Below are 14,900 nucleotides of genomic sequence, written 5' to 3'. Positions count from 1 at the left end.
ATCCAATCCAGTGCGACTAACTCAATAACAATCAATACCAATACAACAAAAAGAAGCTGCGGCCCGTTTGGCAAAACCAGCACGCAGAACTAAATCCCGATAGAGGACATTATGCTAACCAAGAAAACCCTACTAAGCAGTGCATTAAGCCTAGGTCTATTAACCCATTTTTCAGCACATGCTGAAACATTTGATTTTGTTGAAAAGCAAGCAAATAACATCGACACCTTAGTGGTCTTTCAAGCTGGCGAAAATGCATCAAGTGCGCTTAACAAGCTAGACAAACAATCTAAGCAACAAATTAGCAATGCCTTATCCTTGCAGGAATTTACAGGTGAAAAGAAGCAAATCGTTGAGATTTTAATGCCTAATGGCATTGATGCTAAGCGCCTTGTCGTTATCGGTGTAGGTGAACAAGCAGAGTTGACTCCGGGTGAAGTAAATAAGCTTGGTGCGGAAATCACCGCCCATTTCAACGGTATTGAAGTCAAAAACATTCAAGTATTAACCGATGGCATTAGCGACGCCACCAGCAACGCTAGCTTTGCAGCAGAGCTTGCTCACGGTATTAATCTGCGCGCTTACAAGTTCGATAAGTATTTTTCAGAGAAAAAGCCTGCTGAAAAGAATTACACCATCGCAGTCGACGCAGCGAAAGACACTGATAAGCTATACACTCAGCTAGCAGCGATTGAGCAAGGGGTATTCTTAGCCCGTGACTTAACCTCTGAAACACCCACAGAGATGACACCTGTAGACTTCGCTAATGCAGCAAAGGAGCTTAAAAAACTGGGCTTAAAGGTCACTGTGCTTGAGCCTAAGAAAATCGCTAAGTTAGGTATGGGCGCATTGCATGCTGTAGGTCGTGGCTCTCTAGAAGGAGCTCGCCTAGTCGTTGCTCACTGGGAAGGTAATGATGACGCCCCTATCGCGCTTGTGGGTAAAGGTATCACCTTCGACTCAGGCGGTTATAACATTAAAGCCTCTGGCGACTCTATCTCGCGTATGAAGTCAGATATGGCAGGTGCGGCGGCAGTGCTTGGTGCAGTTAAGGCTATGGCACTACAAAAAGCTGATGTTAACGTGGTGGCAGTGATGCCAATGGCGGCCAACATGGTATCTGAAACCGCTCTAGCTCCAGGTGATGTATTGATGACAGCTGAAGGCTTAAGCGTTGAAGTGCTCAATACTGACGCTGAGGGTCGCTTAATCCTAGCCGATGGCATGTGGTACGCCAGAGAGCATTATCAACCACAGGTCATGGTTGATGTTGCCACGCTAACAGGCTCCAAGGTGCGCGCTTTGGGTAAGCGCTATACGGCAGTGATCAGTGATGATGACGCTCTCGTCGATGAGCTGACCTTCTCAGGCCAAGCTGTTGATGAGAAGCTGTGGCGCTTACCGCTTGCCTATGAAGACTTACTAAAAAGCCCAATCGCCGATTTGAAGAACGCTGGTTTTGGCGGCCCAGGAGCGACAACCGCTGCTGCATTCTTAAAGCAATTTAGCGGCGACACAAAGTGGGCGCATTTAGATATTGCCGGTAGTGCATTAGCAGCAAAAGACGTGGGGGTTACTCCTGCTGGCGGCACAGGCCACGGCGTTCGTTTACTTAGTAACTGGCTTATGACTCAAAGCAAGTAAAAACCTACTTTTAGGCACGATTGAGAAATCATAAAAAAGCCCTGCTTCATTAAGCAGGGCTTTTGCTTTTCACGCTAAACACTAACAGATCAGCGGTTACACTGACGCTTGATCAAGTTCTTCAACCTTGGCTCGCTTATTCTCACCGCGCTGATGCGCCATACGGTACAAAATAGGCAGCACAAACAAGGTCAGAATAGTCGATGAGATAATGCCGCCAATCACCACTGTGGCAATTGGACGCTGCACTTCTGCGCCAGTGCCAATATTAAGCGCCATCGGCACAAAGCCAAGCCCTGCAACTAGCGCTGTCATCAATACAGGCCGCAGTCTGATCAATGCGCCATCGATAATCGCGGTCATCAGCTCGCCTTTCTCTTGATACTGCTGACGAATAAAGCTCAGCAACACTAAGCCGTTAAGCACAGCTACCCCTGAGAGTGCAATAAAGCCCACGCCTGCTGAAATCGACAATGGCATGTCTCGCAGCCACAGTGAAATCACCCCGCCAGTTAGCGCCAGCGGAATACCGGTAAAGATGATTAGCGCATCTTTCACCGAGCTAAACGCCATAACTAACAAACCTAAAATTAGGGCTAAGGTTAGCGGCACTACAATCGATAAGCGTTGACTTGCCGATTCTAGCTGCTCGAAGGTACCGCCGTAATCAAGCCAGTAACCCGCAGGCATATCCACCTGTGCAGCAATTTGTTGTTTAGCCTCACTGACAAAAGTCCCTAAATCACGACCACGGACGTTAGCGGTCACCAGTATGCGGCGCTTACCGTTTTCTCGGCCGATCTGATTAGGTGATGGTGCGATATCTAAGCTCGCGACTTCAGATAGCGGTACAAACTGACCCGATGGCAACACGATTGGCAGCTCATGTAAGTGTTCTATATCTTGACGGATTGTTTCTGGCAAACGCACTACCATTTTAAAGCGGCGATCACCGTCAAAGATAATGCCAGCCTGTTCACCGCCAATTGCCGTTGCAACAAAGTCTTGTAACTGATCGACGCCTAAGCCAAAGCGAGCCAATGCTAGGCGATCAGGTTGGATCGACAGCATAGGTAACCCCGTAACTTGCTCGACTTGCAGATCCGCAACGCCATCGATCTTCTCTAGCACTTCATGGATCGCATTGGCAGAAGCTAACAACTGATCGAGATCATCACCGACAACCTTAATACCAAGATCGGCGCGCACACCTGAGATCAGTTCATTAAAGCGCATCTCAATTGGCTGTGTCAGCTCAAAGTTATTACCCGGTTGCCCAGAAACTGCAGCGACAATATCAGCCGCTAGCGCGTCATGGCTCATCTTAGGGTTGGGCCACTCATTACGCGGTTTTAGCATAATAAAGGTGTCGGCAATATTTGGCGGCATAGGATCGTTGGCCACCTCTGGCGTACCGATCTTAGAGAACACATTTAACACCTGTGGGAAATGTTTAATGCGATCTTCTAACTGCATCTGCATATCTACCGATTGCTCAAGACCAGTGCCGGGAATACGGATCGCTTGCAGCAAGATATCTTCTTCGTTGAGCTGTGGGATAAACTCAGATCCTAGCGTCGTTGCCAACCAGATAGAGAAGCCCACTAACGCCATAGCCGCGCCGAGTACTAACCAACGCAGTTTCATCGCAGCAATTAATAACGGCTTATACACTGATTTAGTCGCGGTAATGACGCGGCTCTCTTTTTCTGTCACTTTGCCAGTCATAAACAGCGCAACTGCAGCTGGAACCAAAGTTAGCGAGATAACTAAAGCCGCAAGCAAAGCCATCACGACGGTTGCCGCCATTGGGTGGAACATCTTGCCTTCCACGCCTGTAAGGCTAAATAACGGAATATACACTACGGTAATGATCAACACGCCAAATAGGCTTGGACGGATCACTTCATTAGTAGCTTCAAATACTAACTGTAAACGCTGTTTACGTGGCAGCACATGACCACCATTTTGCGCTTGCGCTTGGCCGAGTCTACGGATTGCGTTTTCAACAATAATCACCGCACCATCGACGATCAAACCAAAGTCGAGTGCGCCTAAACTCATTAAGTTAGCCGAAACGCCCGCCTGCACCATGCCCGTCATCGTAGCTAACATCGCTAACGGGATCACTGCAGCGGTGATCAGCGCGGCTCGTGCGTTACCCAATAGAATAAACAGCACCACAATAACCAGCAGTGCGCCCTCCACTAAGTTTTTCTGTACCGTATATACCGCTTTATCAACCAAAGTGGTGCGATCGTATACAGCCTCAACTTGGATCCCATCAGGCAGCGATGCTTTAACATCTTCAAGCTTGGCAGCAACCGCCAGTGATACCTGACGTGAGTTTTCGCCCACCAGCATCATGGCACTGCCCAGTACAGTTTCCTTACCGTCACGAGTCGCTGCGCCGGTGCGCAGTGCTTTACCTATACCTACGTTGGCAACATCACTAATAAAGATAGGCGCACTATCGATATGCTTGATGACCACTTGCTCAATGTCACTAATGGTCTTTAGCTGCGCCGCTGAGCGAACTGTGAGCTGTTGCCCTTCACGCTCAATAAAACCGGCACCACGATTATTATTGCTACTTTGCAACGCTAGCTTGATATCGACCAAAGACACACCGTATTGCAGCATGCTCGTTGGTGATGGGGTGATATGATATTCCTTATCGTAACCGCCAATCGTATTGATCTCGGTAACACCTGGCACCTGCGCTAACTGCGGCTTAATGATCCAATCTTGGATCTCTCTAAGCGCAGTGGCATCAAACTCACTACCATCAGCTTGTTTGGCATCCGGTAGCGCTTCAATGGTGTACATGTAGATCTCGCCAAGCCCTGTGGAGATCGGTCCCATCTCCGGCTCGATATCACTGGGTAACTTGCCTTTGATCGCGTTTAAGCGTTCATTAATCAAGTTGCGGGCAAAGTACAGATCTGTGCCTTCATCAAACACCACTGTCACTTGCGACAAGCCATAACGCGATAACGATCGGGTGTAAGAGAGCTTAGGGATCCCCATCAAAGCATTTTCAATCGGGTAAGTAATTCGCTGCTCAGTTTCTAGTGGTGAGTAGCCCTCGGCGCGAGTACTAATTTGTACCTGTACGTTAGTAATATCAGGTACTGCATCAATTGGCAGTTTTTGATAGCTCCACAAACCTACTGCGACTAGCAGCATGGCGAGGAACATCATCATCCAGCGTCTATTAATCGAGAGACGCAATATAGATTCAATCATTGCCGTCTCCTTTAGTGAACGTGGCCAGCGCTTGATTTCTCAAGATCTGCTTTTAACAAAAAGCTCTTTTGCACCGCATATTCTTCGCCAGCACTTAGTCCCGACAACACTTCTGTCATTTGGCTATCGCGCAGCCCAAGCTCAACTACGCGTTTTTCAAAACCTTCGGCTGTGCGAACAAATACCACTTGCTGGCCTTCCATTTCTTGCACTGCAAGGTTATCTACCATCAAGCTAACAGCTTGCTTACTCAAGGTGACGTAACCAGACACTAGACTGCCTAGAGGCCATTGGCCGTTAGTATTATCAAGCGGCGCACGCGCAAGCTGATATAACAGCCCTTGTGGCGTACTCAACAGATATTCAAGGCTAGATTCAGCTTGTTGCTGTGTGCCTGTGATCAGTAGCTGCTGCCCCACCGCTACACTGCGCATTTGCGCAGGAAAGATTTGATATTCCGCCCAAAGGCGGCTGTCATCCATAATGCTTAGCAGCACATTATCGGTTGCCATTTCACCCACATTGGCGTTGCGTTCAACCACCACACCTGAGATAGGTGCTTTAATTGAGTAACGTTTTAAGCTTGAGTTGGACTCAACTTCAGCGATAACTTGTCCAGCTTTAACCCTATCGCCGACGTTCACTTTCATTTGAGTAATTAAGCCTGCAAAGCGAGCTTTGACTTGGCTACTGGCGGCTTCTGGCAATACGGTGCGGCCATACACGGTAACGGTTTGCTTAATATCACCCGCTTGAGCAATTTGAGTCGCAATACCTGAGCGCTGCATCTGCTCTGGACTAATATGCACTTTGCCCTCTTCATGCTCATCGTGGCCGTGTTCATCATGCCCATGCTCATCCTTATGACCATGATCATCGTCGTGTTCATCTTTATGACCATGCTCATCCTCATGCTTATCATGGCCGTGCTCGTCATGACGCTCTACTTGATGCTGATGTTCAAGCTCATGGGGGTGATCATCTGAGGCATTCACTGGCGTAACAAGCATACAAGCTGTAATGGCCGCAGTGACAGCAAGATGAACGAGAGATAATTTTGTTAGTGTGTTAGCGCTCATTTTATGTGTCCTTTAGCTGCGTTAGAAAAGTCATTGAAAAAAGTATGTTGTGAAGCAGGTAGTGGCTCGGCAATCAGTTGCTCAATATCAACGCCGTAGCGTAATGCAGACGCAGCCGAATCAATCAGTGCTCGACGAGCAAATAACAGCTCTTCACGTGCAGTTAAATAATCAAGGTAGCTATATAAGCCTTGCTCATAAGCTCGTTTGGTATCTTCAAGGGCTAAAGTTAAGGTAGGAATAACACTGGCTTGTAAACGGTTAACCGTCACCATCGCCTGTTTACGGCTAGCATAGGCGCGATATAACTGGCCATAAAGCTCTAATAAAGCGACTTCTCTGTTAGCAAACACTTGCTCTTTTGCCGCTTGAGCAGAAAGGATTTCGCCAGTATTTCGCTCACTATTAAACAGCGGCATACTAAAACCAGCGGTCAATGCCATATCATTAGTTTGTTGAAACTGTTTAACGCCAACCGACCAGCTGATATCACTGCTCGACTGGGTTTTAGCAAAACGCAGTTCAGCCTCTTTGAGCTGTGCCTGAGTTAAATAAGCAGTGATAGCTGGGCTGTACTTTACCTTCTCGAATAATGGTTCGAGCGCGACATCATCACTAAAGGCAAACAAGTTGCCTTGCAGCGAATCAAAGCCGACCTGAGATTCACCCCACATCATGCTTAAGGCTAATTTAGCGTAATCGAGCTGTTGCAACTGAGTTTCCGCAACCAGTTTTGCATTGAATACAGCGGCTTGAGCGCGCTTCACTTCTGCATCGGATGTCACCGCAGCTTGAGCGCGCTTAGCCACAACCGTTTGTGTTTCTTCGGCCAACTTTAGTGCGTCAACGGCTAATTGCAGCTGTGATTGCGCTGCTAATACATCGATATAACGGCGAGTCGCCTCAGCGAATAAGTTCAATGCGGCAATTTTTTGCTCAGCATCGAGTACTGCACGCTGTTCATTGACAACACCGCTGCGGGCATCAAGTTTGTCACCAAGCTCAATGACTGACGAAAGTGATACGCTAAACTCACCACTCTCTATCCCTTGAAACTCTCCAGTTCCAGCGACATTATCGACTTCAAAGCCGATTTCATACCCCGGTGTCAGCCCTTGAGTTTGCGCCGCCCCATCCAGTACTCGCTGCCTAAACTCAAACACTTTAAGGGTCGGGTGTTGCAGCTGTACTCGCTGAATAACGGTAGTTAAAGACAGGGACTCGTTTTGCGTTGCCGCCTTTGCAGCAAAAGAACCCGCCAATAGCAGAGCGATGATGACGAACGTGCTATAAAGCCCTCGCCACAGGCAAGCCATGCCTATTTTGGCGACATTAGTTTGATAAAACATCTGAGTGTAAACCTCAATTTAATACAAAATACTCGGCCTAAAAGTGTGAGATCTAAAAAAGATCGATAGGCCTTAAACAAGCTGTTAAAAGCTCGCTAATTAAATAAAATTTTGATTAAACGATTTCGGCTTTTGGGGGGCGCAAAAACGCGTAGTAAGGCGTTTCTACAGAGGTGGAATTGAATGAGAAAACAAAACTATCAGGATGAGGAAGTGCAGCTTGCACCTCTGCAATCGGGTGCATCAAGGTCAAACAGCAGGAGCAGCAATTATTACTGCATTCGGTGCAGTCATCTTCCACATGGCTCGCCATCGTTGTCTCATCACATTGAGACGCACCATTAGCTGACTCGGCTTCATGTTCAACAAAATAGCTTAACTCGCTGCCACAGTCGTCATGAGACAAAGTGCAATCATCAGCCATAGCAACCATAGATTGCATCGTTAAAATCACGATCAACAACACCCGCCCCAATACTGCTGGAGAGGTGATAACTGCGCGAATAAAACGACCTAGGCTAGACATTATGCCTTGGTACTACCTTTGACACTGTAAACGGTCATAGCTGACTTTGTTAGACTCTAAAATAACTGTTGATGCCGACTAGTCTAAATTAATCAGTATTAAAACACTATGATAATGCTCAACTTAGAAACTAGGCTGTTTAAAAAAGATCCAAAAACCTCGATAAGTCCACATTAATAGCACTCATTATCCCTTATCTCAATTGAGTTATTTTGTAGAAAACGGCATTACCCGAGCATTTTAGTCAAGTAATTATTGTATCACGGCAAGCATACATATAAGATGCATTTAAAATATACATTTTAAATCCTCATTGTCGTATTTGGAGCCAAACCATGTCTCAATCAAAAGCCCCTCACTCGAAAGAAAGTTTACTTGCTTCTCGTGTTGGTGAATTAGTTGCTAATGATTTCCGTACAGCCCACTTGTTTAGCCAGCACGGCATTGATTTCTGTTGTGGCGGTGGAATTTCATTGGAGCGAGCTATTAAACGCTTCGATGCCGATGAAACTAGCGTCATCGATACCCTGATGGCACTTGAGACCCAAGGCGAAAAGTTGCAAGGTTTAGAGCAACTGCCCCTCCCCGACTTACTTAACTATATCGAATCGACTCACCATACTTTTGTGAGAGAAAAAGCGCCTCTGCTAGTGGAATACAGCCAAAAGATGGTGCGTGCTCACGGCGAAAACCATGCTGAAATCAAACCATTGGCAGGCTGGATCCATGCATTAGTCGAAGACTTGATGCCGCACCTGATGAAAGAGGAACAGATATTGTTCCCAGCGATTCTAGGCCTGCACAACCAAGTTGAAATGCAAAACTGCTTTGGCCATATCGGCAATCCTATCAATGCCATGCAATATGAGCACGATGATGCATTGCAGATCTTCGAGAAGATCAGTGAGCTCACGAATGGTTTTACTCCGCCAGCGCACGCTTGCACGACCTGGCGTGTTTGTTACGCGAGCTTGGCCGAATTCGAGGCCGATCTGAAGCAGCACATCTATCTCGAGAACAATATCTTGTTTCCGAAAGCATTGGCGCTCACCGCCTGATAGCTCCTAGTTTTTACAGCAAAGAAGCAAAAAGGCTCACCATTGTGAGCCTTTTTATTAAATCGCGGTTTGCTGAAGTGGTGACCAGCGCATTGAAGCTTGCTTCTGTTGAATCAGCTTTTCAATCAACTCTCGGATCTTAGGCTCTGAATCAATGAATTTATTCATATTCGCACCACCGCTTCGGGCGTCATAAATTGCTTCACCATCTAAACGCCCTTGATGGAATACCTTAATCTCTGCGTAAACCATGTATAACGCAAGATCCCAACGCCAGTTCGCCGTATATGTAGCGGTCCACTCACATTGCTGGCTGGCATCTAATTCTTCGATAATACGATATTTAATCTGTTTCTCTGCAAGAATCTTCTCCATCTCCTGCAAAAAACCGTCCCTCACGTCAGGGTTCTTTTGAATACATACTTCAGCATTATTGTTCACATGAACCGGATCAACACGCTGCTTAATTGAGCAAGCACTGGTGAGTAATAAAACTGATAACGCAACAAATAGTTTTTTCATGATAATCCCTATCCTATAAAACTTTGTTCTTATTAAATTTTCAGAGAATAGAGCATATCAAGATAGCGAAAAATAACAAGCTATCAACAACTATCAATTCAATAGATTACAATAACTGTCTCAGCTGCTGCACTGAGGATATTTCGACATGAGGTAGCATTCCGTTGGCGCTCGACTTTTCAGTCACACCAAAGCCAGGATTAAGCCAGACAGCTTGGCAACCCGCTCGCCTTGCCCCATCGACATCACTCTTTGCGCTGTCACCAATATGAAGAATACTTGCCAAGGGTAGCCCCAGTTTTTCAGCAGCCAATACAAACATCTCTGCCGATGGTTTTTGCTTATAGCCGTGCCCTGGGTGCAATACGAACTCGAATAACCCCTCTAAGCCGATCCTTTGATGATCGACATTCCCATTGGTGATGCCGATTAAGCGATATTTCAGCTTAAGCTCTGCTAGCAGCTCAATAACCTCTGTCGACACTTTGAAGTGACTACGATGCTTCACAAAGTGCTCAAGACCAGTCTTAGCGCCTGCTTTTGCGGTTTGAGCGTCATAACCCAATTGCAGCAGGCCACGCTCCAACATTGCCAGTCGCGCAACTGTCGTATCATGACGGAGCTCAGGTGACTCCCTAAACAGGGATAGCTTGAGTCTGCGCCAGTCAGCAAACTGCCACTTTGCAGATTTAGGGTACGCTTGGTGTAAAAAGGTCTGCAGCTCAGATTCAGCCTGAATGATGATCGGCCGATTATCATAGAGAGTGTCATCTAAGTCGAAACTAATAGCTTGAAAGGCTTGTGGACGAATATAGACCTTCATGATCTGTTGCCTCGTTTTTTAGCTCTTGGATGTGCACCGTCATACACCTTGGCTAGATGCTGAAAATCCAAGCTGGTATAAACCTGCGTGGTCGACAGATTTGCGTGGCCTAATAGCTCCTGTACCGCTCTTAGATCCGCACTGGATTCCAACATATGGGTAGCAAAGGAGTGACGCAGCTTATGCGGGTGCACCTTAATCCCTAGCGCTTGCTCTTGGCCCCATTTAGCGAGGCGTGCCTGAATACTTCTGTGAGCCAAACGTTTGCCCTTGGCGGTGACAAACAAGGCATCGTCTTCACAGGCAATATCGCGCTTGATATCCAACCACTGGTTGATCGCCGTTAACGCTAATTTTCCAATAGGCACAATCCGCTCTTTACTGCCCTTACCTAAGACTTTGACCTGAGCTTGGGAGAATTGGATATCAGCGACATTCAGCGCCGCAAGCTCCGCCAGTCGCAAGCCAGAGGAGTAAAACAGCTCCATGATGGCTTTATCGCGTAGACTAAGGGGATCATCGCCATCGATGTCGAGCAGATGGCTCACCGAATCGACATCCATATTCTTAGGCAGAGGCTTACCCTGCTTGGGTGCCGTAAGGCTGATGGCCGGGTTAACCTTAATCTGCTGCTCTCTGAGTAGAAACTCATAGAACTGTTTTAGGGCAGAAAGTGTCAGTGACAATGACCGTGGACTTAAACCTTTGCGATGCAGCTTAGCTAACATGGCTTGTAAAGACTCGTGCTGCAGCGACAGCCAAGTGTCCGTTTCGCTAAATAGTTTTTCGATGCGTTGCAGCTCAAACAGATAGTTACGCACCGTATAGGCCGAGACTTGGCGCTCTGTGCGCAGGTAACGCTCAAAGTCATTCAACCAACGCACATTATTCGATAACGCTTCGTCAGCCATAGAGCCTCACTATTAAATTTTAGTCAGCTGGTGATCGAGTAACTGTTTAAGCTGTGACAAGAGAAGGTAATCCATTTCAGGATGAAAATGCATAGGATCTTGACTCGCGATGGCAAAGATCACCTGACCACACTCTTTCGATAAGCGAGATAGTGCTACCGAGCCGACCTCCGTGCCAAACAGGCGCTTCGACTCCTCTTTAGTCAAGCGACCAAAATAGTAACCCGAGTCGAGACGTTTACTCCAGATCTGCGACAGCTCGCTATCGATGTCATGTACCGTGATAAGCCTTACGTGACTAAACTGAAACTGTTCTTTTAGACCACTAGATAACACCTGACGTAATTCGCCCATATCCTCACATTTTAGCAGGTCCATAGATAACGCACTGTTAAACATGAAAATTTGCTCATTACGTGACGCCATCGCTAAAAGGGCTGTGATCTCCTCTTCCAGCTGACTGACTCGCTGACGCAACATCTCCTGCTGACGTTCAACAAGCGAAACAGCGCCTCGCTCAGCATGAGGAATACGCATGGCCAGTAACAGTTCAGGATAACGACTAAAGAAGTCAGGGTTTTCCAGCAGATATTCGCGAATGAGAATTTCATCAAATGGAGGAGTCGATTTAGAGGTATCTATCATTGTGAGATCTGCCCATCGTAAACATGTTCTGCAGGCCCTGTCATCCACAGCGGCTTACCTTCACCGTCCCAGTTGATCATTAAGCTGCCACCAGGTAGGTCTACCTGCACATTTCTATCGAGCTTACCTTGCAAGATCCCCACGACGACAGCTGCACAAGCACCTGAGCCACAGGCTAAGGTCTCTGCCGCGCCGCGCTCATAGACTCTAAGTTTGATATGGCTAGGAGTTAACACCTGCATAAAGCCTACATTGACGCCCTTTGGAAAACGTTCATGGTTAGTAAGCTCTGCGCCTATGGTATCGACATCGGTCGCGGCGGCATCATCCACCTCGATCACACAGTGAGGGTTACCCATAGAGACAGCACCACAAAGATAGGTGCCACTTGGTGCCATCAGCAGGTAAGTTTTCTCCGCTTTCTTGGCAGTAAATGGGATCTTACCCGGCTCTAGGATCGGGATGCCCATATTAACGGTAACCTTACCATCACGCTCTAGGCGCAGGGTTATCTTACCCGATGAGGTGCTTACTCGAATTTTATGCTTATGGGTCAGGCCCTTGTTACGCACAAATCGTGCGAAGCAGCGCGCACCATTGCCGCACTGCTCAACCTCACTGCCATCAGCATTAAAGATGCGATAATGAAAATCTAAATCGGGATCGTAGGGAGGCTCCACCAGTAATAACTGATCGAAGCCCACACCAAAGTTCCGATCCGCTAGACGCTTAATTTGATCGGGAGAGAAGAACACATTCTGTGTCACCCCATCGACAACCATAAAGTCATTGCCTAGCCCATGCATCTTAGTGAATTGGATCAAGATGGACATCCTTAAAAAGTATCTGCCGCAAACGTCTTACGTTTGCGACTTAGTATTGTTCTAGTTTACGGCAGGATCTGCTCACCTTGCCATAACTGAGCGATTTTTTCTCGCTCACGGATGACATAGGCTTTATCACCATCCACCATCAGCTCTGCGGCACGTGGACGTGAATTATAATTAGATGCCATGGTAAAGCCATAGGCTCCCGACGAACGCACTGCAAGGTAATCTCCAGCCTGCACATTGAGCTGACGGTCTTTACCTAAGAAATCCCCAGTCTCACACACAGGGCCAACTACGTCATAACTATAGGTCTCACCAGCGCGTTCAATAACAGGAATGATCTTCTGCCAAGCGCTATAGAGTGACGGTCGGATTAAGTCATTCATGGCGCCATCTACTAAGGCAAAACGCTTATCGCTGTTTTCCTTCAGATAGAGCACCTGAGTGACAAAAATGCCGGCGTTAGCGGCAATGGCGCGTCCAGGTTCGAAAATCAATTTTAGATCGCGACCACCTAAACGCTCCAGCAGGGCAGCGGCGTACACATCTGGCTGCGGAGGAAGCTCGTCATCATAGGTAACACCGAGTCCACCGCCCACATCGAAGTGTTTAATCTCGATCCCTTGCTCGGCTAAACGATCGATTAGCGCTAGCATGCGATCCATCGCATCTAGGAAGGGTTTAATTTCAGTGAGCTGAGAGCCGATATGACAATCGACACCTTTCACAGCCAGACCAGGCAACTCATCGGCCCGCTTAAAGATAGCCTCGGCCTCTTCCATCGCGATACCAAACTTATTCTCTTTCAAACCCGTTGAGATATAAGGGTGAGTCCCGGCATCGACATCAGGATTGACTCGTAGTGATACTGGCGCGACTTTGCCTAGACGCACCGCCACCTGATTCAACTGCTCAAGCTCTGCTGCCGACTCAACATTAAAGCAATAGATGCCAAGGTTTAGCGCCATCTCCATCTCGGCAACTGTTTTGCCCACACCCGAGAAAACGACTTTAGCAGGATCGCCACCGGCCTCGATAACCCGCGATAGCTCACCACCAGAGACTATATCGAAGCCACTGCCTAAACGTGCCAACACGTTTAGTACAGCGATATTTGAGTTAGCCTTCACCGCATAACAGATAAGGTGTGGATGTTCACTTACGGCATTATCAAATGCATGCCAATGACGCTCAAGCGTCGCACGAGAATAGATATAGAGCGGCGTTCCATGCTGTTTAGCAAGCGTGGCTACTTGACACTGCTCCGCGTAGAGTTCATCTGCTTGATATAAAAAATGATCCAAGATCTTTAGTCCTTTTTGCTCTGTTCGCTTTGCGTTGGCTTAGCATCAGACACCTGCTTGTCAGCTGCCTGCTGATTAACCTCTTGCGGCGGCGCTCTAAATAACGCACTTTTCTGCCCACAACCTAAAAGTACTAGGCTACCAAGCCCTACTAGCAAAAACAGTCTCATTTTTTTCAACATCAGATAACCCTTGGAGCAATAACACTACGGCTTGCTATCGGCTAAAATTCTTAGTCCTGATGTTTGCAGACAAGTCCGCTGTGCGTCAACCCTATAACGCATTTATATCAAGCCTTTCTTACATTAACTGCAGCTAACTAGCCGCTATATAGTCCCAGTTAACTGCTATAAATCACAACTTAACGGTGTATCGCTACGCTAAGGCAAAATAATTCAACTAATCATAATGTTGCCCCAACAACTCCAGCACCCCTTCACAAGAACTAATACATTGAAATAAAGAGAGTTTTAATAGAATAAAATAAGGCTGACTTATTTAGCAGGTGATTAACCACAAAATTAATGTGATTGGTAATCAGGCTATCGATTGGTAATATGCTGGTATTACAAAAATCTGAGGAATAATTAGCATGGCGATGACAGATTTCGAATTTCACCAATTGGTTGATGAAATATTTCAAACAATTGATAACGCGATAGAAGTGCTTATCGAAGAGCAAGATGCGGATGTCGATGTTGATGGCTCAGGCAATGTGCTGCAGTTGGAGTTTGACGGTACCTCTAAGATCGTCATCAATAAGCAGGAGCCACTACATGAAATTTGGTTGGCGACACAATTTGGTGGATACCATTTTGGCTATGTTGATGGTAAGTGGATGGATGAGCGTAACGGTAATGAGTTTATGCCATTCCTCATCGAGTCAATCTACAAGCAAAGCGGCTTAAAATTAGATCTTTAATCTTGTGCTGCCAATGAAATGAGGAGGAAACTCCTCAT

At 46.9% G+C, this 14,900-nt stretch carries 14 protein-coding genes; 3 read left to right on the top strand and 11 right to left on the bottom strand.

The annotated features are described in order from the left end of the window. Positions 1-111 precede the first annotated feature (111 nt). Positions 112-1,644 carry a leucyl aminopeptidase gene (locus L1D44_RS17890; protein WP_239892677.1) on the top strand — a complete coding sequence of 511 codons (1,533 nt, stop codon included), beginning with the start codon at positions 112-114 and terminating at the stop codon, positions 1,642-1,644. A gap of 96 nt (positions 1,645-1,740) precedes the next feature. Here the strand turns inward: L1D44_RS17890 and L1D44_RS17885 are convergent, their stop codons facing one another. From L1D44_RS17885 to L1D44_RS17870, 4 genes are all read right to left on the bottom strand, one after another. Then, the gene (locus L1D44_RS17885; RefSeq protein ID WP_239892676.1) at positions 1,741-4,893 is read right to left on the bottom strand and encodes a CusA/CzcA family heavy metal efflux RND transporter; all 3,153 of its coding nucleotides are present in this window, start codon (positions 4,891-4,893) and stop codon (positions 1,741-1,743) included. Between the two features lie 11 nt (positions 4,894-4,904). Then, positions 4,905-5,972, bottom strand: a complete 1,068-nt coding sequence (locus L1D44_RS17880) for an efflux RND transporter periplasmic adaptor subunit (RefSeq protein WP_239892675.1) — start codon at positions 5,970-5,972, stop codon at positions 4,905-4,907. Then, a complete protein-coding gene (locus tag L1D44_RS17875) occupies positions 5,969-7,321 on the bottom strand; it encodes a TolC family protein (RefSeq protein ID WP_239892674.1) in 1,353 nt (450 codons plus the stop codon). The genes L1D44_RS17880 and L1D44_RS17875 overlap by 4 nt, the downstream gene beginning before the upstream one ends. Positions 7,322-7,436: 115 nt before the next feature. Beyond that, a complete protein-coding gene (locus L1D44_RS17870; protein ID WP_202723762.1) occupies positions 7,437-7,847 on the bottom strand; it encodes a hypothetical protein in 411 nt (136 codons plus the stop codon). 335 nt (positions 7,848-8,182) lie between these two features. Between L1D44_RS17870 and ric the strand changes: the two genes are divergently transcribed. Further along, positions 8,183-8,905 carry an iron-sulfur cluster repair di-iron protein gene (gene ric, locus L1D44_RS17865; RefSeq protein ID WP_239892673.1) on the top strand — a complete coding sequence of 241 codons (723 nt, stop codon included), beginning with the start codon at positions 8,183-8,185 and terminating at the stop codon, positions 8,903-8,905. Positions 8,906-8,962: 57 nt separating this feature from the next. Here the strand turns inward: ric and L1D44_RS17860 are convergent, their stop codons facing one another. From L1D44_RS17860 to L1D44_RS17830, 7 genes are all read right to left on the bottom strand, one after another. Beyond that, entirely contained in the window at positions 8,963-9,427 is a 465-nt protein-coding gene (locus L1D44_RS17860) for an Sbal_3080 family lipoprotein (protein WP_239892672.1), read from the bottom strand. A gap of 106 nt (positions 9,428-9,533) precedes the next feature. Further along, entirely contained in the window at positions 9,534-10,250 is a 717-nt protein-coding gene (locus tag L1D44_RS17855) for an HAD-IA family hydrolase (RefSeq protein ID WP_239892671.1), read from the bottom strand. After that, positions 10,247-11,161 (bottom strand): tyrosine recombinase XerC, encoded by a 915-nt coding sequence (xerC, locus tag L1D44_RS17850; protein ID WP_239892670.1) that lies wholly within the window; start codon positions 11,159-11,161, stop codon positions 10,247-10,249. Before xerC ends, L1D44_RS17855 begins: the two co-directional genes overlap by 4 nt. Before the next feature lie 12 nt (positions 11,162-11,173). Further along, positions 11,174-11,806 carry a DUF484 family protein gene (locus tag L1D44_RS17845; protein ID WP_239892669.1) on the bottom strand — a complete coding sequence of 211 codons (633 nt, stop codon included), beginning with the start codon at positions 11,804-11,806 and terminating at the stop codon, positions 11,174-11,176. Further along, positions 11,803-12,630 (bottom strand): diaminopimelate epimerase, encoded by an 828-nt coding sequence (gene dapF / locus L1D44_RS17840; RefSeq protein ID WP_239892668.1) that lies wholly within the window; start codon positions 12,628-12,630, stop codon positions 11,803-11,805. Before dapF ends, L1D44_RS17845 begins: the two co-directional genes overlap by 4 nt. Before the next feature lie 65 nt (positions 12,631-12,695). Then, positions 12,696-13,940, bottom strand: a complete 1,245-nt coding sequence (lysA, locus tag L1D44_RS17835) for a diaminopimelate decarboxylase (protein ID WP_239892667.1) — start codon at positions 13,938-13,940, stop codon at positions 12,696-12,698. A gap of 5 nt (positions 13,941-13,945) precedes the next feature. Further along, positions 13,946-14,122 carry a hypothetical protein gene (locus tag L1D44_RS17830; protein ID WP_239892666.1) on the bottom strand — a complete coding sequence of 59 codons (177 nt, stop codon included), beginning with the start codon at positions 14,120-14,122 and terminating at the stop codon, positions 13,946-13,948. Between the two features lie 410 nt (positions 14,123-14,532). On the opposite strand from L1D44_RS17830, the gene cyaY reads away from it, so the two are divergent. Continuing rightward, a complete protein-coding gene (gene cyaY, locus L1D44_RS17825) occupies positions 14,533-14,862 on the top strand; it encodes an iron donor protein CyaY (protein WP_239892665.1) in 330 nt (109 codons plus the stop codon). The last annotated feature ends 38 nt before the right edge of the window (positions 14,863-14,900 follow it).

The sequence above is a fragment of the Shewanella sp. Isolate13 genome (assembly GCF_022398325.1).
GTDB lineage: Bacteria > Pseudomonadota > Gammaproteobacteria > Enterobacterales > Shewanellaceae > Shewanella.
Note: the sequence above shows the minus strand (reverse complement) of the source record. Positions and strands in the feature narration are given on the sequence as shown.